The organism is Geodermatophilus sp. URMC 64, from assembly GCF_053502555.1.
In genome coordinates this window covers 2222258-2239639 of the sequence record NZ_CP199955.1, presented here as the reverse complement: position 1 = coordinate 2239639, position 17382 = coordinate 2222258, and the positions used below count along the sequence as shown (strand labels likewise).

Here is a 17382-nt window from a genome sequence, read left to right as displayed (position 1 = left end):
TTCCTCCTGCGCGGTTAGGGGGTGAGGACGAACCGCACGCCGGCGTCGCCGGTCGCCTGGCGCCGCCAGGCCTCCCCGACGTCGGTGAGCGGGAGCTGCTCGGCCGCCACGGTGACCCGGCCGGCCGCGGCGTGCGTGGTGACGGCGGTCAGCGCCTCGCGGCGCTGCTCCGGCGTGATGTTGTTGTTCGTGTAGCCCAGCACTGCCGCGGTGCGCCCGCGCAGCACGGACGAGGAGAACTCGGCGGTGTCCCCGGCCATCCCGCCCAGGTTGACCAGGCGGCCGCACGTGGCGAGCACCCGGCTGGCCGCGGACGCCACCGGCCCGAAGACCGGGTCGAGGACGACGTCGACGCTGCCGTCCACCGCCTCGGCGAGCCGGGCGGCCAACGCATCGACGTCCGGGGTGACCCGCACGACCTCCTGGGCACCGGCCCTGCGGGCGCGTTCCTCCGCCGCGTCGTCCCGGCACACCGCGACCACGCGGCTGGCCCCGACCAGGCGGGCGATGCCCAGCGCGGCCTGTCCCACCGCGCCGCCGCCGCCGAGCACGAGCACGCGCTCACCCGGCTGGAGCTGCGCCCGCCAGGTGAGCGCCATCCAGGCGGCGACGCCGGAGAGACCCACGGCGGCGGCGAGCTCGTCGGGCACGTCCGGCGGCAGCGGGACCAGGTCCTCCTCGGGCGCCTGGGCCCACTCGGCCAGACTGCCGTCCCGCGGCACCCGGCCGGCGGCGGTGACGAAGAAGACCCGCGTGCCCGGGGGGTGCACGGCCGATCGCTCGACGACGCCCACGCCCTGGTCCCCTGGGACGTACGGCAGCGGCGGCGGTCCGAAGTACGAGGTGCCGCTGGCGCAGAGCAGGTCCAGCGGCACCACCGGGGCCGCGGTGACCCGCACCAGGGCCTGGCCCTCGGTGCCGGCGGGGTCCGGGTGCTCGCCGTAGGCGGGCGGCTCCCCGTGCCGGGTCAGGACGGCGGCGCGCATCGCTCAGGCCTCCGGGTCCGCTGAGGGGTCGACGTAGACGGCGTTGCGGTCGACGGCGAGGTAGGCGTCCATGCCGATCGGCCGGCGGCGCTCCTCGGCGAGCTGGCCGAGCAGCCCGGCGGCGCGGGCCAGCAACGCGAAGCCGCGCAGCAGCTCGACCGGCAGGCCCAGGTCGGCCAGCGCCGCACCGCACACCCCGGCGCCGTTGAGCGGCAGTGTCCGGCCGAGCACCTGCTCGTGCACCCGGCCGATCGCCTCGAACAGCCGCAGGTGCGGGCCGCGCAGGCCCTCCTCCTCGGCGATGCCGATGAGCACCGGCGTCCGCGGGTCGCGGACCTTGTGCACCGGGTGGCCGAGGCCGGGCACGAACCGCCCGGCGGCCTTCGTCTCCCGGACCGCGGCCAGGGCGAGCTCGTCCCAGCCGGCGTCGTCGTCCGGGAGCTGGTCCTGCCTGCTGAGGACCTCGTGCAGGTAGGTGCCGCAGTCCTCGGTGACGCCGAGGAAGCGGGAGCCGCCGCCGAGCAGGCCGGCGGCCAGCGCCCCCTGCAGGGAGTCCGGCGCGGAGAGGTAGGTGAGCCGGGCGGCGATCGCGGTCGGGGTGAACCCGTGGTCGGCGAGCGCGACGAGCACGGCCTCGAAGACCCGGACCTCCGACGGCGTCGGCCGGCGCAGCGTCACCAGCCAGAACGCGAGCTCCCCGAAGCCGACCTTCCCCATGAGGTCGGCGGTCAGGTCCTGCCCGAGCAGCCGGATCTCGTCGGCGGTCGACGTGCCCAGGGAGGTGGGGAACCGGAGCTCGCTCATGCCGAACGCTCCTCGCGGTCGCCCAGCCAGCGGCGGATCTCGGCACCGTGCTCGTCGAGCGTCGGCGGCGGCAGCCGGTAGTCGGGCGGGGTCTCGGAGAACCGGATCGGGTTGCGCACCGACGGCACCGCGGCGTCCCCCTCCCCCACGGTGACCACGGGCTCGAGCCCCACCTCCTCGGCGAAGGCGACCCCCTGGTCGACGGTGTTGATCGGCCCGCAGGGGACGCCGGCGGCGATGATCTGCCGGAACCAGTCCATCTTGCCGCGGGTGCGCAGCCGCTCGACCAGCAGCGGGCGCAGCTCGTCGCGGTTGGCGGTGCGGTCCTCGTTGCGGAGGAAGCGCGGGTCGTCGGGCAGCTCCGGCACGCCGAGCACCTCGCAGAGCTTGCGGAACTGGCCGTCGTTGCCGGCGGTCACGATCAGCTCGCCGTCGGCGCAGGGCAGCGGCTCGTACGGGAACAGGCTCGGGTGGCTGTTGCCCATCCGGAAGGGGACGACGCCGCCGGCGACGAACGCGCTGGTCTGGTTGACCAGCCCGGACATGGCCGAGGCGAGCAGGTTGACCTCGACGTGCTGGCCGCGGCCGGTCTCGTGCCGGAGGTTCAGCGCGGAGAGGATGCCGATGCTCGCGTGCAGCCCGGCCATCACGTCGAAGACGGCGACGCCGGCCCGGTAGGGCTCGCCGTCGGGGTCGCCGGTGAGGCTCATCAGCCCGGAGATCGCCTGCACGATCAGGTCGTAGCCGGGCAGCGAGCGCCCGCCGGGGCCGCTGCCGAAGCCGCTGATCGAGGCGTAGACGATGCCGGCGTTGGCGGCGGCCACTGTGTCGTAGTCGAGGCCGAAGCGGGCCAGGCCGCCGGGCTTGAAGTTCTCGACGAGCACGTCCGCACGCCGGGCCAGCTCCTGGGCGAGGGCGACGTCCTCGGGGTCCTTGAGGTCGAGCGCGACCGAGCGCTTGTTGCGGTTGACGCCCAGGTAGTAGGTGGAGATGCCGTCGCGGACCGGGGGCTGCCAGGTGCGGGTGTCGTCCCCGCCGGGGCCCTCCACCTTGACCACTTCGGCGCCGAGGTCGGCCAGCAGCATCGTCGCGTAGGGGCCGGCCAGGATGCGGGAGAAATCGGCGACGAGCAGCCCCGCGAGTGGGCCGGTGCGGGGCGGTCCGTCGGTCATCGCTGTCTGCGTGCCCTTCCGTTCTGCCGCCCGCTGTGCGGACAGATGTCCGTGACAGCCGCAGTCTCGGATCGCCTGCTCCGGACTGTCAAGCGGGGCGATCGGCTCCGCTGGCCGCGGGCCATTCTGCCGCACCGCGGCCTTGACATGTGCCGGGCGTCACACCAGGGTGTCGGCCGAGACCGCCGTCCGCTGTGCGGACGGCCGTCCGACCGCAGACGACGACGTCGAGGAGGCCAGCATGAGCCAGTCCGATCCCGCGAGCCCGGCACCCGAGGCCGGCCGGCCGCTGGTGTTCCGGGGCGGCACCGTCCTGACGATGGACGACGCGTCCACCGTCCTGACCGATGCCGACGTGCTCGTCGTCGGCGACCGGATCGAGGCCGTCGGCCCCCGCCTGGAGGTGCCGGAGGGCACCCAGGAGATCGACGCCCGCGGCGGGATCGTCATGCCGGGCATGATCGACACGCACCGGCACATGTGGCAGACCGCGATGCGCGGCTACGGCGCCGACTGGACGCTCACCCAGTACTTCGTCTGGTACTACCTCGAGCACGGCAGGAAGTTCCGCCCCGAGGACATCGCCGCGGGCAACCGGCTGGCGGCCATCGAGTCGCTCGACGCCGGCGTGACCACGACCGTCGACTGGTCGCACAACCTGCAGACCATCGACCACGGCGAGGCGGCCGTCGAGGCGCTGCGGTCGGTGCCCGGCCGGTTCGTCATGGCCTACGGGAACATCCAGGCCGGCCCCTGGGAGTGGAGCGCCGACCCGGCCGTCCGCTCGCTGCTGGAGCGGCTGCGCGACGCCGGTGACGACATGATGGGCGTGCAGATGGCCTTCGACGTCACCGGCGACCCGGCCTTCCCGGAGAAGGCGGCGTTCGAGGTGGCCCGCGAGCTCGGCATCCCGGTGACCACGCACGCCGGCGTCTGGGGCGCCACGAGCGACACCGGCATCCAGCAGATGTACGACGGCGGCTTCATGACGCCGGAGACGACGTACGTGCACGCCTCGACGCTGACCCGCGACTCCTACCAGCGGATCGCCGCGACCGGCGGCTCGATCTCGGTGGCGACGGAGTCGGAGTGCAGCGCCGGGCAGGGGCACGCGCCGACCGAGCAGGTCCTGCAGTACGGCATCCCGGTGTCGCTGTCGATGGACACCAGCGTGTGGTGGAGCGGCGACATGTTCTCCGCGATGCGCGCGACGCTGAACGCCGACCGCATGTCCGAGCACATGGACGCCCACCTCAAGGGCGAGACGATCACGCACCTGCGGCTCCGGGCGAAGGACGTGCTCCGGTGGTGCACCCGGGGCGGGGCGCACACCATCGGCCGCGAGCGCGATCTGGGCAGCCTCGAGGCCGGCAAGAAGGCCGACGTCGTCCTGATCAAGAACGACGACTCGCCGGTCTCCTTCCCGCTGCTGAACCCGATCGGTCACGTCGTCTTCCAGGCTCAGCGCGGCGACGTGCACACCGTCGTCGTCGACGGGCGGGTCGTGAAGCACGACGGGAAGCTGGTCGGCATCGACCTCGCGCCGGTGCGGCAGGAGATCGAGAACACCATCGACCACCTGAAGAAGGAGTGCGGCGAGGAGGTCTGGCAGGCCGGGATGTTCCCGGAGATGCCGGAAGCCGAGCAGTCGATCCTGGAGAACCCGTACCAGTACACCGACTTCAAGGACGAGTCGAAGCGGGCCGGCGGCGAGGACCGCGTCCTCGGCCGCTGAGGGGGCATCGGATCATGGCGGGGCGCGGGGCAGGCCCGGACTTCGTGGAGGCGCTCGCGCGCGGCCTCGACGTCCTGGCCTGCTTCGACGCCGGCCACCGGACGATGTCCCTGACCGAGGTCGCGACGGCGGCCGGGCTGGCGCGGCCGACGGCGCGGCGGCTGCTGCTCACCCTCGAGGAGCTCGGCTTCGTCCGCGCCACCGGCGCGGGCTTCGAGCTGACCCCCAAGGTGCTCACCCTCGGCATGGCCTACGTCGGCGCGCTCGGGCTGTGGGACATCGCCCGCCCGCACCTGGAGCGGCTGGTCGCCGAGACCGGCGAGTCGTCGTCGATGGCGCAGCTCGACGGGTCCGACATCGTCTACGTCGCGCGGGTGTCGGTGCCCAAGCTGATCGCGCTGCGCGTGGACATCGGCACCCGGTTCCCGGCGCAGCAGACCTCGCAGGGCAAGGTGCTGCTCGCCGCGCTGTCGGCGGACGAGCTCGAGGCCACGCTCGCGCAGCCGAGCCGGGCCGGGCTGCCGCCCTACATCGGACGGACGGCGGAGCAGCTGCGCGACGAGCTGACCGAGGTGCGGGCGCGCGGGTGGGCGCTGGCCGACGAGGAGCTGGCGCCGGGAGTGCGGTCGGTGGCGGTGCCGGTGCGCGACCGGGATGGCGTCGTCCGTGCGGCGATGAACGTGACCGTGCACGCGGCCGAGACCTCCATCGAGCGGCTCCTGCGCGACCACCTGCCGCGGCTGCTGCGCACCGCCGGCGAGGTCAGCGCGGAGTGGGCGCTGTGGCAGAGCCGGCCGCACGTCGAGGTTCCGCGGCCGGGCTCCGCGGCAGGTTAGGCCTCTCCGGCGGGGCGCCGGTCGTCGCCGCCGGTGCCGTCGCGGCGGACCAGCGAGGCGACTCCCTCCTCCAGGCGCGCCCACGACGCGCTCCACTCGACCAGGGGCTCGAGCACCCGCTCGAAGACGGCGAGCTGCTGGTCGAAGGCCTGGAACTGCGCGGTCATGGCCTGCAGCTGCTGCCGCTGCGCCTTGACCGCGTCGGCGACCGCCCGGAGCTGGGCGGCGGACATCGCGCCCGGCGGGCTGGGCAGGGACGGCAGGCTGATCCCGGACGGGACGGCGCCGGCGGCCAGGCCCCGCGCGCGGTCGGTGAACGAGCGCAACTGGTGCACGAACTCCTCGATCGAGCGCCCCACCAGCCCGGAGTTGCCCGGCTCCGGCTGGGTGCCTTCCTGGTCGGTCATCGGCGTCCCCTTTCTGCCGCGACCGTAGCCCGGCCGCTGCTCGTCCACTCGCGCACGTCGTCCGGCGGCCTGGCTCCGGTGCGACTCGCCGGAAGCCGGCCGCCGCCCCACCCCGGCAGTGCTGGGGCGAGGATGGCCGCATGGACGTGCTGAGCAGCCGGGTGCTCCTCCGCCCGGCCGACCCGGCGCGCAGCCAGGCCTTCTACCGCGACGTGCTCGGCCTGGCGGTCGCCCGCGAGTTCGGCCCACCGGACTCACCGGGCCTGGTGTTCTTCACCGGCAACGGGCTGCTGGAGGTCTCCGGCCGCTCCGACGGCCCGGTCGGCGGGCTGGCGCTGTGGCTGCAGGTCCGCGACGTCGCCGCCGAGGTCGCGCGGCTGGCCGCGGCCGGGGTGCCGGTGCTCCGCGAGCCCCGGCAGGAGCCGTGGGGGCTCGTCGAGGCCTGGCTCGCCGACCCGGACGGCGTCCGCATCGTGCTGGTCGAGGTGCCCGCCGACCACCCGCTGCGCCGGGACCAGCGGTGACCGCGGCCGTGCGCCGGGCCCTCGCCGCGGTGCTGGCCGGGCTGGCGGTGGCCGGGTGCTCGTCGTCCTCGCATTCGGGGGCGCCCGCGTCGTCACCCTCGGCGCCGTCGTCCGCCCCGGCCCCGCCGGCCGACCCCGACGGGCTGACCCCGGCGCAGGCAGCGCAGGTGAGCGCCGCGCTGGCCGGGCTGGACCGGCGGGCGCAGATCGCGCAGCTGTTCGTGGTCGGCGTCCCGCTGTCGGACCTCTCGGCCGGCGACGCGCTGGTGGCCGACGGCGTCGGCGGGGTGTTCCTGGCCGGGCGCTCCGCCATCTCGACGACCGACCTCGCCGCGGTGACCGGCCGCTGGTCGGCGGCCGGGGTCCGCCCGTGGGTGGCCGCCGACCAGGAGGGCGGGCTCGTGCAGACGCTGTCCGGGCCAGGGTTCGGCGAACTGCCGTCGGCGCTCGCCCAGGGGCAGCTGCCGCCGGCCGCGCTGGACCAGCTGGCCGACGGCATGGGCGCCTCGCTCGCCGCGGCCGGACTCAACCTCGACCTGGCGCCGGTCGCCGACGTCGTCCCGGCCGCGACGGCGGACTCCAACGCCCCGATCGGCGCCTTCGACCGGCAGTACGGCGACACCGCGGCAGCGGTCGTCTCGGCCGCGGGCGCCGTCGTCCGGGGCCTCGACGCGCACGACGTGACGGCGACGCTCAAGCACTTCCCCGGGCTGGGGTCGGTCACGGGGAACACCGACGTGAGCGCGGACGTCGTGGACGACTCGACGCCGCCGGACGGCGACCAGGTCGCCGCGTTCGGCGCGCTCTCGCGCAGCCCGGCGCACCCGTTCGTGATGGCGTCGTCGGCGACCTACGAGCTGATCGACCCGACGACGCCCGCGGTGTTCTCGCCGGTCGTGATCGGCGAGGTGCTGCGGGGCGACGTGGGCTTCCGCGGCGTCGTCGTCACCGACGACGTCGGCAACGCGGTGGCGGTCCAGGACGTCGCGCCCGGCGACCGCGCGGTGCGCTTCCTCGAGGCCGGCGGCACCCTGGTGCTCACAGTGACGGCGTCGGTCCTGCCGGGGATGCAGGACGCCGTACTCGCGCGTGACGCCGCCGACCCAGCGTTCGCGAAGAAGGTGGACGCCGCGGTTCGGACGGCGCTGGCCGCGAAGGCGCGCGCCGGCCTGCTGCCTCCGGCCTGAGATCCGCGGGTCTGACCCGCTGACCTGCCGAAACTGTCGGACCCCGTCCCTATGTTGGGGTCATGCAGCAGACGGCGGGCACCTCCACGGTGGAGGGCTTTCTGGTCGACTGGGTGCTCGCCCGGCCGGCGCCCGAGCCGCGGCTGCCGTCTCCTGGCTGACCGCGGAGCAGAAGGCCGCCGAGCTGCAGCGGCTGCAGGGCGAGCGGGCGCGGCTGGCGGCCCGGGAGGCGGACGTGATGCTGGGGTTCGCCGCCGACCGCCCGGAGGACGACGACCCGGCCGACGATCATCCGGGGGCGCGCAGCCGGGACTGGCGGCAGACCGAGCCGGAGTTCCCCGGGATCAGCGAGTCCTGTCCCGACGAGCTGGGCCTGGTGCTCGGCGTCGGGCGGGGTACCGCGGCGCACAGGCTGCGCCGGGCCTGGAGCTGGCGGCACCGCCTGCCGGCCACCGGCGCCGCCCTGGCGCGCGGCGTGCTGGATGAGCGGCGGGCGCAGATCCTCGCCGACACCCTGGAACACATCCGCCCGGCGCCGGCCGCCCGGGGAGGCGGTGGTGCTGCCCGAGGCCGCGGGCCTGGGCTTCGCCGCGCTCAAGCGGCGCATCCTCGAGGTGCTGCTCGACCTCGACCCCGCGACGGCCGACGAGACCCGCACGCTGGCAGAGAAGAATTTGGATGTGTTCGTCGAGCCCGGCCCGGCCGGGCGGGCCACCCTCGGCGCGGAGCTGCCGGCGGAGGAGGCCGCCGAGGGCGTCGACTTCCTCAACACCCTGGCCCAGCAGGCCAAGGCCGACGGCGATCCGCGCCCGATCGGGCAGCTCCGCGCCGAGCTGTTCTCCCTGCTGGTGCGCGGCGCCGCCATCGGCGCCGCCGGTGCCCGGGCCAGCCTGACGATCACCGCCGCCCTGGAGGCGCTGGAGGGGGCGAGCACCGCCCCGGGCGAGGTCAACGGCTTCGCCATCACCCCGGCGCACCTGGCCGGGCTGCTGCGCCGGATCGGCGCGCTCGGCCTGCACACCCCCGAGGGCGGGTCGCTGACCTTCGCGATCACCGACGCGACCGGCCGGCTGCTCGCCACGGTGAGCCGGGAGGAGTTGGAGAAGCTGGTCCGCCGCGGCGCGGGGCTCACCCCGCCGGCGGCCACTGAGCGCTACACCCCGACCGGCGCGCAGCGGGAGTTCATCGGCACCCGCGACCGCACCTGCCGGCATCCGTTCTGCGGGCAGCGGGCCGGCCGGGCCGACCACGACCACGTCGTCGCCCACTCCCGCGGCGGGCCGACCACCTGCACCAACCTGTGCTGCCTGTGCCGCACCCACCACCGGCTGAAGACCCTCTTCCGCGGCTGGCGCTTCGCCATGGAGCCCGACGGCACGCTGCACGTCACCACCCCGTCGGGCGTCACCCGCACCACCCGACCGTGGACGATGCGCCGGCGACCACCACCGCCGCCACCCCCTGACCCGCCCGACGACCCACCACCGTTCTGACGACGGAAAGACAGGTCGGCTCGTCCCCATGTCGACGAGCCGACATGTCCGCGGTAGACGACACGACCGGAGGTGCCGCGCGTGAGCACGACGAAGGTGACCCGGCACATCGCCGCGCCGCGGTCCGCGGTGTTCCGCGCGCTGCTCGACCGGGACGCGGTGGCCCGGTGGAAGGTCCCACCCGGCATGACCAGCGAGGTGCACGAGTGGGACGCGAGCGAGGGCGGCCGGCTGCGGGTCTCGCTCACCTATGACAGCCCCGATCGGGCCGGCAAGACGAAGGCGCACACCGACACCTACACCGGCCGGTTCACCGAGCTGGTCCCGGGCGAGCGTGTCGTCGAGGTCGACGAGTTCGAGACCGACGACCCGGCGTTGCGCGGCGCCATGACGATCACCGTCACTCTCGCCGACGCGCCCGATGGCGGTACCGACCTCGTCGCGGTCCACGAGGGCCTGCCGAGCGGTGTGCGGCCCGAGGACAACGAGCTCGGCTGGCAGGAGTCGCTCGCCCGCCTCGCCGCGCTCGTCGAGGGCGGCCGCGGCTAGGCACCGACGAAGGCGCGCAGGGTGTCGGCGTTGCGGACGGCGTGGCCGAAGCCGTCGTTGTTGAAGTAGACGTACACGTCGCGGCCCTGCCCCGACCACTCGCCGATGCGCGATGCCCACCAGCGCAGGTCCTCGTCGGAGTACGAGCCGGCGTAGAGGTGCGCGGGATCGGGCCCGTGCATCCGGACGTACACGAACGGCGCCGTGGCCCGCAGCACGCACGGCAGCTTCGCGCCGCTCATCACGACGTAGGCCGCGTCGTGCCGCTCGAGCAGCGCGTACACGCCGTCGTCGTGCCACGAGGGGTGCCGGAACTCCACGGCGACGCGCATCCAGTCCGGTAGCGCCGCCAGGAAGAAGTCCAGCCGCTCGTCGTCCCGCTCGTGCGCGGGGTGCAGCTGCACGAGGAAGACCGCCCGCTTGTCCCCGAGCTCGTGCCAGCACTCCCGGAACCGGGGCACCCACGCCTCCGGCGCGTACAACCGCTTGGCGTGGGTGAGCCCGCGCGGCGCCTTCACCGAGAGCTGGAAGCCGGGCGGCAGTCGCCGGCGCCACGAGGCGAAGGTCGCCGTGCGCGGCCAGCGGTAGAACGACGCGTTGAGCTCCACGGTCGGGAACCGCCGCACGTAGTGCCCGAGCCGGGCCGACGGCGGCGTGCCCGGCGGGTAGAGGACGTCGTCCCAGTGCGCGTAGCTCCAGCCCGACGTCCCGATCCACACACTCATCCCGTACGGCAGTCTGGACCCATGCCGCAGCTCTCGCCGGAGGAAGAGCTCGTCCTCCACACCGTGCGCCGCTTCGTGGACGAGGAAGTGGCCCCGGTGGCCCGCGACCTCGAGCACGCCAACGAGTACCCGGAGGCGCTCATCGACCGGATGAAGGAGCTCGGCGTCTTCGGACTGGCAATCCCCGAGCCGTGGGGCGAGGCGCCGGTGTCGATGCCGTGCTACGCGCTGGTCACGGCGGAGCTGGCCCGCGGCTGGATGTCGCTGGCCGGCGCGATGGGCGGGCACACCGTCGTCGCCAAGCTGCTGCTCGGCTTCGGCACCGAGGCGCAGAAGCAGAAGTATCTGCCCCGCATGGCCACCGGCGAGGTCCGCGCGACCATGGCGCTCACCGAGCCCGGCGGCGGCTCCGACCTGCAGGCGATGACGACGGTCGCCAAGAAGGACGACGACGGCTACGTCGTCTCCGGCGCCAAGACGTGGATCACCAACTCCCGCCGCTCCCAGCTGATCGCGCTGCTGTGCAAGACCGACCCCGCGGCCTCACCTCCGCACCGCGGCATCTCGATCCTGCTGGTGGAGCACGGCCCCGGCTTCACCGTCTCCCGCGACCTGCCCAAGCTCGGCTACAAGGGCGTCGAGAGCTGCGAGCTCGTCTTCGACGGCTACCGTGCATCCGCCGACGCGCTGCTCGGCGGGGTGGAGGGCCGGGGCTTCGCGCAGATGATGACCGGCCTGGAGACCGGCCGGCTGCAGGTCGCCGCCCGCGCCGTCGGCGTCGCGCAGGCGGCGTTCGACGACGCGCTGCGCTACGCCCAGGAACGCGAGTCGTTCGGCAAGCCGATCTGGCAGCACCAGTCGATCGGCAACTACCTCGCCGACATGGCCACCAAGCTGACCGCGGCCAAGCAACTGGTCCTGCACGCCGCCGAAACGCTGGAGAGCGGACGGCGCAGCGACCTCGAGGCGGGCATGGCCAAGCTGTTCGCCTCCGAGACGGCGATGCAGATCGCCCTGGACGCCGTCCGCATCCACGGCGGCTACGGGTATTCGACGGAGTTCGACGTCGAGCGCTACTTCCGCGACGCACCGCTGATGATCGTCGGCGAGGGCACCAACGAGATCCAGCGCGACGTCATCGCCCGGCAGCTGATCCAGCGCGGCGGCCTCCCGCGGTGAACCGCCTCGCCGAGCTGCTCGCCGACTGGGCGCCACGTCCCGTCGAGGCCGTCGACCGGATCGGTCCCTGGCCGGTGGCGGCCTTCGCCGCGCTGCTCGACCAGCCCGCCCCCGACGAGCTCCCGCCGCTGTGGCACTGGTTCTCCTTCCTCGAGGCGCCGCCGCAGTCGGCGCTCGGCGAGGACGGCCATCCCGCCGACGGGCACTTCCTGCCGCCCGTCCCCGACCGGCGCCGCATGATCGCCGGCGGCCGGCTGGAGTTCCTCGCCCCGGTGCCGATCGGCGCCGAGCTGGTCCGGCACTCCCGCCTGGTGAGGGTCCGCCCGGCCACCGGGCGCACCGGCGAGATGGTGTTCGTGACCGTCCGGCACCGCTACGAGCGCGACGGCGAGCTCGCCGTCGTCGAGGAGCAGGACGTCGTCTACCGCAGCCAGCCCGCCGGCACCCCGCAGCGCCGCGCACCCGAGCCGGCGCCGGCGGAGGCGCCCGTCGAGGACCCCTGGCAGCTGCGCGTGGACCCCGACCCCCGCATGCTGTTCCGCTTCAGCGCCCTGACCTACAACACCCACCGCATCCACTACGACCACGAGTACGTCACCGGCGTGGAGGGCTATCCCGGCCTGGTCGTGCACGGCCCCCTGCTCGCCCTGCTGCTCCTCGAGCTGCCGCGTCGCTTCGCCCCCGACCACGCGGTCTCCGGGTTCGAGTACCGCCTGGAGCGCCCGTCGTTCGCCGGCCGGCCGGTGCTCGCCTCCGGCGGCCCGGACGGCGCCGGCGCACGGCTGGCCGCCGGCACCCCGGGCGCCCAGCCGTCGGTCACCGGCCGCCTGCGCTGGCGACCTGAGGATTCATAGACAGAACACAGCTCGGAGGCGCACCCTCGACAGCCCCAGGACGGGTGAGCGAGGGGAGCTCCGCGATGACCGCACCGACCGACCCCGGCACCACCGCGCCGCCCGGCTCGGGGCGCCGCGTCCGCGCCTCCGACGCCCAGCGCGAGGCGGTCGTGCACCGGCTGCACGACGCCGTCGGCGCCGGCCTGCTGACCGTGGAGGAGGGACACGAACGGACGTCGGCCGCCTTCGCGGCGCGCTACGTCGACGACCTGCCACCCCTCACGGCCGACCTGCCGGACCCGACCCCGGTCGCCCCCGGCTGGCGGGCGGTGGCGTCCACGGCGGCGCTGCAGGCGCGGACGTCCGTGATGGGCGCCCCGACATGGGCGCTGGCCGACCGGACGCGGCGGCGGTGGGTGCTGATCAGCGCCATCCTGCTCGGCGTGCTGCTGGTCATGATCCTCACCGCGGCGATGGCCGACGCCGCCGATCTCGGCGGCGGCTGGGACCACCACGACCACGGTCACCACCACTGGGACTGATCGCCGGCCTCAGCGGGGGCGCAGCACCCGCGCCTCCCACGGGCCGAGGACGGCGGGGTCGGCCTCCGGCAGGTTGCCCAGCACCAGCTCGGCGTCCACCGCCTCGGGCAGCAGCTCGCCGAGCGCGCACGGCCGGCCGCTGACGTTGCAGACGACGAGCAGCCGGTCGCCGTCGAGCGCCCGGGTGAAGGTGTACACGTCGTCGTGGTCCGGCAGCAGCAGGGTGAAGTCGCCGAGCGCCACGACCGGGTTCTCGTGGCGCAGGGCGATCAGCCGCCGGTAGTGGGCCAGCACGGACCCGTCGTCCCCCCGTTGGCGCTCGGCATTCCACTCGACGTGGTCGGGGTTGACCGGCAGCCACGGCGTCCCGGTGGTGAACCCGGCGGACGGCGAGCCGTCCCACTGCACGGGCGTGCGCGCGTTGTCCCGGCTCATCTTCCTCAGGCCACGCAGGACCTCTCCCGGATCGCGTCCTCCGACCACCGCCGCCTCGTACTGGTTGACCGACTCGACGTCCCGGAACTCCTCGATCCCGGCGAACGGGTAGTTCGCCATGCCGAGCTCCTCGCCCTGGTAGACGTAGGGCGTCCCGCGGTGCAGGTGCAGGAGGGTGGCCAGGCAGGTGGCCGAGTTGCGCCGGTGCTCCGGGGAGTCGTCGCCGAAGCGGGAGACGGCGCGCGGTTGGTCGTGGTTGTCCCAGTAGAGGGAGTTCCAGCCGACGTCGGCCAGGCCGGCCTGCCAGCGGCCGAACGAGGCCTTGAGGTCGCGCATCCTCAAGGGGCGCAGGTCCCACTTCGACGCCCCGTGGTCGAGGCCGACGTGCTCGAACTGGAACACCATGTCCACCTCGGCGCGGGCCGGGTCGGTGAACAGCCGCGCCTCCTCCACGGTGACGCCGGGCATCTCGCCGACCAGCAGCAGCCGCGAGTCGTGCCCGGCGAACACCTCCCGGTGCATCTCCTGGAGGAACTCGTGGATGCGCGGGCCGCAGAGGTAGAACGCGGAGCCGTCACCGAGGCCGGTCCCGGGGATCGGCGGCCCGTCGTGCAGATGACCGTCGGGGGCGACGTCCTTGGAGATCATGTTGATGACGTCCATGCGGAAACCGTCGACACCGCGGTGGAGCCACCACCGCATCATCGCGTAGACCGCCTGCCGGACCTCGGGGTTCTCCCAGTTGAGGTCCGGCTGCTTCCTGTCGAACAGGTGCAGGTAGTACTCCCCGCTCGCCTCATCGAGCTCCCACACCGGCCCGGAGAAGAACGACGCCCAGTTGGTCGGCTCGGCGCCCGGGGCGCCGGCGGCCAGGCCCGGCCGCGGCGGCCGCCACCAGTACCAGTCCCGCTTGGCCGAGCCCGGCCCCGACCGGGACTCCACGAACCACGGGTGCTCGTCGCTGGTGTGGTTGACCACCAGGTCCATGACCAGCTTCATCCCGCGGGCGTGCAGGGCGGCGATCAGCTCGTCGAGCTGGGCCAGGCTGCCGAAGAGCGGGTCGACGTCCTGGTAGTCGGAGATGTCGTAGCCGTTGTCGGCCTGCGGCGAGGGGTACACCGGCGAGAGCCACAGGACGTCGACGCCGAGGTCGGAGAGGTGGTCCAGCCGCTGCAGCACTCCCCCGAGGTCGCCGATGCCGTCGCCGTCGGAGTCCTGGAAGGAGCGCGGGTAGATCTGGTAGACGACGGCGCTGGTCCACCACGGGGCGTCGGGCACGGTCACCGCTCTCGGTCGATCGGGGCGGACGTCGCACGAGGTGGGCCCAGCAGTCGCTCGATGATCCGCCGGTCGCCGGGCCACGCCTCGAGCAGGACCTCGCGCGGCACCTGCCGGGCCGCGTAGCGCAGCGCCAGCGCGACGACGACGACGTCGTCCAGGGGGCCGATGACCGGCAGGAACTCCGGGATGAGGTCGATCGGCGAGAGCACCCAGAGGCCGGCGAACCCGACCGCCAGCTTGGCCCGCCGGGGCACCGCCGGGTTCACGCGCAGCCGCCGGGCCGTGGTGACGCAGGCCGGCAGGAACCGGGCCAGCTCCTTCGCGGTGCCCTCGGGCAGGCGGCGGGCCAGCAGGACGAGGACCACCCAGCTGGCGATCATGACCGCCGCGGCGATCCCGAGCCCCGTCAGCCAGCCGCGCACGGATCCATGGTCCCAGAACGCCCCGAGGGGCCGCCCGGGACGGGCGACCCCTCGGTCAGGTGAGGCGAGCTGTCGGCTCAATACCAGCCGGTGGACTGGGAGTGCGACCACGCGCCGCACGGCGAGCCGTAGCGGTTGTTGATGTAGATCAGGCCCGCATCGATCTGCCGGTACGGGTCGGAGGTCTTGGCGATGCCCGTGCTCGCCCACGTCGAGTTGAGGAACTGCGGGATCCCGTACGCGGTGCTCGTCGGGTTCTGCGCGTTCGGGTTCCAGCCGCTCTCCTTGCCCCACAGGTTCTCGAGGCAGGAGAACTCGGACGTGTCACCGCCGAGCTTGGACAGCGCGTAGTCCTGGTAGGACCCCGAACCGGAGCTGGACCCGGACGACGCGGGCGCCGCAGCCGGCGCCGCCTGCGCCCGCTCGGCCTCCTGGCGGGCCTTGGCCTCGGCCTCCTCGCGAGCCTTGGCCTCGGCCTCGGCACGGGCCTTCGCCTCGGCCTCGGCCTTCTGCCGGTCGAGCTCGGCCTGGTCGGCGGCGGCCTGCGCCTGCTGCGCGGCGACCTGCTCGGCCTCGCGGGTGCTGCGGCTGGCGGCGAGGTCCTCCAGCGGCTGCAGGTCGCGCGCCGCGTCGGCGGGGGCGGCCTGCGCGGTGAGGCCGAGCTGCTGGGCCACGCTGACCGACTCCGACGTCCCGGCCTCGGCCTGGGCCGCCGGGTCGGCGCCGAACAGGACGCTGACCATGACCGCGCCGGCGGCGGCGGCGCCGAGGTACAGGGCGGGACGGCGGCCGACGGCCGGCGGACGGCGGCGGGCGGTACTGCGGCCGGAGATCGTGCTGCGGAGGTTCATGAGTGGCGGTGCTCCGAGGGGGTGTGGGCGCAGCAGAGCCCGTTCGGGGCTGCGGGGCTGCGTCGGATGTGCGGGGCAGCGGTCACGGCGGTCCGCCGGAGTGCCGGGCCTGCGCGGGCGCACCGGGGAAGCGGCTGGTCAGCCGGTCGAGCGAGGTGCTCGGGAGCGGTGGGCCCGCGGGCGGCGTCCGGGCGGACGGCCGCGTCCGATCAGATGCGCGGGCGCATCCGGAGGCGACGGTGCCGGGCGCTGCGGGGTCGTGCGGAGGGGCAAGGGCGCGCCATGAGGGCGGCTCTCCGTTTCTTCCGTCAGCCGCCTACCGAGTTAGCTGACGGATTCGGGCGGGAAGCAGCCCTACCCGCGCCGGACACGTGCCCGGTCGGCGGGATTCACCCCAGTACTTCGGTGGGTCCCCGGCTCACCCGTTGCTCGTGGTCGAGCAGTGGGCGACTCGGCGGCGTCCGCTCGGACTCCCCGGCTGGGGACGTGACGACCGACCAGACCTCTTCACCGTAGAGGCCGTTATGCAGTCGTGACAATCCACGGCCGACGATTTGTGGGGTGATGAGTGTCGCGCGACAGCTTCTCGACGGCGGGAATGGGTAGGGGCGAACGAAACGGAACCAGGTCGTCCTGTCAGCCCAGCCGCCAGACCGTCGACCGGCGGATCCCCGGCCCCTCGGTCTCCGGGACGTCGAAGGCCGCGACGGCGGCCAGCCGCTCGGCCGGCAGGTACATCCGGCCCGGGTCGCCGATGAGGACCTCGGCGCCCGCGGCGCGCGACGCGTCGAGGAAGGGCATCACCCGCTCGGTCATCTCGCGGTCGTAGCAGACGTCCCCGGCCAGGACGACGTCCACGTCGAGCGGCGGCCCCCCGAGCACGTCGCCCACCACGCGGAGCCCGCGCACGCCGTTGGTCTCGGCGTTCACCGCGATCGCCGTCGTCCCGTAGGGGTCGATCTCGCTGGCCACCACCTCGCGCGCACCGGCCGCCGCCGCGGCGATCGCCACAAGCCCGCTGCCGGAGCCGAGGTCGAGCACGCCGCGCCCGGCCACGACCTCCGGAGCGTCCAGCACGTAGCGGGCGAGCACCTGCCCGCCCGGCCAGGCGGCGGCCCAGAACGGCGGCTGCTCCGCCGGCCGGCCCTGCTCGGTCTCCATCGCGTCCCACAGCGCGACGACGTCGTCGGCGACGTGCAGCGTCACCTCGGGCACGAGCGACGGCGTGGCGAGGCGCGTGTGCGCCCGCACGAAGGCGGCGGGGACGGCGGTCGGCACGCCGCCAAGTCTGCTCGACGTCCTCCCGCGACGCTGTGTCAGCGAAACACCCCGTCGGGTGACTCGACGGACCGTTGACTGCGCTGACACGGCGTCGATAGCCTGCCCCGCGGTGTGGTCTGCACCACACCCGCCGCGCT

The 17382-nt window shown here is 74.3% G+C and carries 18 protein-coding genes and 1 riboswitch; of the genes, 9 read left to right on the top strand and 9 right to left on the bottom strand.

The genetic code is table 11. The features are described 5' to 3' along the window. Positions 1-14: 14 nt before the first annotated feature. The 3 genes from ACWIYF_RS11000 to ACWIYF_RS10990 are packed head-to-tail and all read right to left on the bottom strand — an operon-like array spanning position 15 to position 2962. Complete coding sequence (locus ACWIYF_RS11000) at positions 15-986, bottom strand: quinone oxidoreductase family protein (RefSeq protein ID WP_448628166.1); 972 nt, start codon at positions 984-986, stop codon at positions 15-17. A 3-nt stretch (positions 987-989) separates the two neighbouring features. Next, on the bottom strand, positions 990-1790 hold the full coding sequence (locus ACWIYF_RS10995; protein ID WP_448628165.1) for a citryl-CoA lyase: 801 nt from the start codon (positions 1788-1790) through the stop codon (positions 990-992). Further along, positions 1787-2962 carry a CaiB/BaiF CoA transferase family protein gene (locus ACWIYF_RS10990; protein WP_448628164.1) on the bottom strand — a complete coding sequence of 392 codons (1176 nt, stop codon included), beginning with the start codon at positions 2960-2962 and terminating at the stop codon, positions 1787-1789. Before ACWIYF_RS10990 ends, ACWIYF_RS10995 begins: the two co-directional genes overlap by 4 nt. 241 nt (positions 2963-3203) lie before the next feature. Here ACWIYF_RS10990 and ACWIYF_RS10985 point away from each other — a divergent pair, with 241 nt between their 5' ends. After that, positions 3204-4697, top strand: coding sequence for an amidohydrolase family protein (locus ACWIYF_RS10985; protein ID WP_448628163.1), 1494 nt, complete (start codon positions 3204-3206; stop codon positions 4695-4697). 14 nt (positions 4698-4711) lie between these two features. Then, a complete protein-coding gene (locus ACWIYF_RS10980; RefSeq protein ID WP_448628162.1) occupies positions 4712-5533 on the top strand; it encodes an IclR family transcriptional regulator domain-containing protein in 822 nt (273 codons plus the stop codon). Here ACWIYF_RS10980 and ACWIYF_RS10975 read toward each other — a convergent pair. After that, positions 5530-5940: a hypothetical protein gene (locus ACWIYF_RS10975; protein ID WP_448628161.1), complete on the bottom strand. Its 411-nt coding sequence runs from the start codon at positions 5938-5940 to the stop codon at positions 5530-5532. The genes ACWIYF_RS10980 and ACWIYF_RS10975 overlap by 4 nt on opposite strands. Before the next feature lie 140 nt (positions 5941-6080). Between ACWIYF_RS10975 and ACWIYF_RS10970 the strand changes: the two genes are divergently transcribed. The 4 genes from ACWIYF_RS10970 (at position 6081) to ACWIYF_RS10955 (ending at position 9693) form a co-directional block, all read left to right on the top strand. Continuing rightward, complete coding sequence (locus ACWIYF_RS10970) at positions 6081-6464, top strand: VOC family protein (RefSeq protein WP_448628160.1); 384 nt, start codon at positions 6081-6083, stop codon at positions 6462-6464. Continuing rightward, positions 6461-7651, top strand: a complete 1191-nt coding sequence (locus ACWIYF_RS10965) for a glycoside hydrolase family 3 N-terminal domain-containing protein (protein ID WP_448628159.1) — start codon at positions 6461-6463, stop codon at positions 7649-7651. Before ACWIYF_RS10970 ends, ACWIYF_RS10965 begins: the two co-directional genes overlap by 4 nt. 557 nt (positions 7652-8208) lie before the next feature. Beyond that, positions 8209-9144, top strand: coding sequence for an HNH endonuclease (locus ACWIYF_RS10960; protein WP_448628158.1), 936 nt, complete (start codon positions 8209-8211; stop codon positions 9142-9144). Positions 9145-9225: 81 nt separating this feature from the next. Beyond that, positions 9226-9693: an SRPBCC family protein gene (locus ACWIYF_RS10955; RefSeq protein WP_448628157.1), complete on the top strand. Its 468-nt coding sequence runs from the start codon at positions 9226-9228 to the stop codon at positions 9691-9693. On the opposite strand, the gene ACWIYF_RS10950 is transcribed toward ACWIYF_RS10955, so the two are convergent. Continuing rightward, positions 9690-10418, bottom strand: coding sequence for a DUF72 domain-containing protein (locus ACWIYF_RS10950; RefSeq protein WP_448628156.1), 729 nt, complete (start codon positions 10416-10418; stop codon positions 9690-9692). The genes ACWIYF_RS10955 and ACWIYF_RS10950 overlap by 4 nt on opposite strands. Positions 10419-10439: 21 nt before the next feature. Between ACWIYF_RS10950 and ACWIYF_RS10945 the strand changes: the two genes are divergently transcribed. The 3 genes from ACWIYF_RS10945 (at position 10440) to ACWIYF_RS10935 (ending at position 12975) form a co-directional block, all read left to right on the top strand. Next, positions 10440-11597: an acyl-CoA dehydrogenase family protein gene (locus tag ACWIYF_RS10945; RefSeq protein ID WP_448628155.1), complete on the top strand. Its 1158-nt coding sequence runs from the start codon at positions 10440-10442 to the stop codon at positions 11595-11597. Next, positions 11594-12451 (top strand): FAS1-like dehydratase domain-containing protein, encoded by an 858-nt coding sequence (locus tag ACWIYF_RS10940; protein WP_448628154.1) that lies wholly within the window; start codon positions 11594-11596, stop codon positions 12449-12451. The genes ACWIYF_RS10945 and ACWIYF_RS10940 overlap by 4 nt, the downstream gene beginning before the upstream one ends. Before the next feature lie 65 nt (positions 12452-12516). Then, positions 12517-12975, top strand: coding sequence for a DUF1707 SHOCT-like domain-containing protein (locus tag ACWIYF_RS10935; RefSeq protein WP_448628153.1), 459 nt, complete (start codon positions 12517-12519; stop codon positions 12973-12975). Between the two features lie 9 nt (positions 12976-12984). Here the strand turns inward: ACWIYF_RS10935 and ACWIYF_RS10930 are convergent, their stop codons facing one another. The 4 genes from ACWIYF_RS10930 to ACWIYF_RS10915 all read right to left on the bottom strand — a co-directional run bounded on the left by ACWIYF_RS10930 (position 12985) and on the right by ACWIYF_RS10915 (position 17242). After that, the gene (locus ACWIYF_RS10930) at positions 12985-14694 is read right to left on the bottom strand and encodes a glycoside hydrolase family 13 protein (protein WP_448628152.1); all 1710 of its coding nucleotides are present in this window, start codon (positions 14692-14694) and stop codon (positions 12985-12987) included. Continuing rightward, positions 14691-15113 carry a YkvA family protein gene (locus ACWIYF_RS10925; RefSeq protein WP_448628151.1) on the bottom strand — a complete coding sequence of 141 codons (423 nt, stop codon included), beginning with the start codon at positions 15111-15113 and terminating at the stop codon, positions 14691-14693. Before ACWIYF_RS10925 ends, ACWIYF_RS10930 begins: the two co-directional genes overlap by 4 nt. 77 nt (positions 15114-15190) lie before the next feature. Further along, a complete protein-coding gene (locus tag ACWIYF_RS10920) occupies positions 15191-15964 on the bottom strand; it encodes an aggregation-promoting factor C-terminal-like domain-containing protein (protein WP_448628150.1) in 774 nt (257 codons plus the stop codon). A gap of 298 nt (positions 15965-16262) precedes the next feature. Next, positions 16263-16416: riboswitch (cyclic di-AMP (ydaO/yuaA leader) on the bottom strand. Positions 16417-16600: 184 nt separating this feature from the next. Continuing rightward, positions 16601-17242 carry a class I SAM-dependent methyltransferase gene (locus ACWIYF_RS10915; RefSeq protein WP_448628149.1) on the bottom strand — a complete coding sequence of 214 codons (642 nt, stop codon included), beginning with the start codon at positions 17240-17242 and terminating at the stop codon, positions 16601-16603. Between the last annotated feature and the right edge of the window lie 140 nt (positions 17243-17382).

What these genes read in the sequence shown, in the direction of transcription:
- ACWIYF_RS10975 (WP_448628161.1), bottom strand. Translation starts at nt 5,940, where the DNA reads ATGACCGACCAGGAAGGCACCCAGCCGGAGCCGGGCAACTCCGGGCTG.
- ACWIYF_RS10970 (WP_448628160.1), top strand. Translation starts at nt 6,081, where the DNA reads ATGGACGTGCTGAGCAGCCGGGTGCTCCTCCGCCCGGCCGACCCGGCG.
- ACWIYF_RS10980 (WP_448628162.1), top strand. Translation starts at nt 4,712, where the DNA reads ATGGCGGGGCGCGGGGCAGGCCCGGACTTCGTGGAGGCGCTCGCGCGC.
- ACWIYF_RS11000 (WP_448628166.1), bottom strand. Translation starts at nt 986, where the DNA reads ATGCGCGCCGCCGTCCTGACCCGGCACGGGGAGCCGCCCGCCTACGGC.
- ACWIYF_RS10945 (WP_448628155.1), top strand. Translation starts at nt 10,440, where the DNA reads ATGCCGCAGCTCTCGCCGGAGGAAGAGCTCGTCCTCCACACCGTGCGC.
- ACWIYF_RS10935 (WP_448628153.1), top strand. Translation starts at nt 12,517, where the DNA reads ATGACCGCACCGACCGACCCCGGCACCACCGCGCCGCCCGGCTCGGGG.
- ACWIYF_RS10950 (WP_448628156.1), bottom strand. Translation starts at nt 10,418, where the DNA reads ATGAGTGTGTGGATCGGGACGTCGGGCTGGAGCTACGCGCACTGGGAC.
- ACWIYF_RS10985 (WP_448628163.1), top strand. Translation starts at nt 3,204, where the DNA reads ATGAGCCAGTCCGATCCCGCGAGCCCGGCACCCGAGGCCGGCCGGCCG.
- ACWIYF_RS10995 (WP_448628165.1), bottom strand. Translation starts at nt 1,790, where the DNA reads ATGAGCGAGCTCCGGTTCCCCACCTCCCTGGGCACGTCGACCGCCGAC.
- ACWIYF_RS10920 (WP_448628150.1), bottom strand. Translation starts at nt 15,964, where the DNA reads ATGAACCTCCGCAGCACGATCTCCGGCCGCAGTACCGCCCGCCGCCGT.
- ACWIYF_RS10990 (WP_448628164.1), bottom strand. Translation starts at nt 2,962, where the DNA reads ATGACCGACGGACCGCCCCGCACCGGCCCACTCGCGGGGCTGCTCGTC.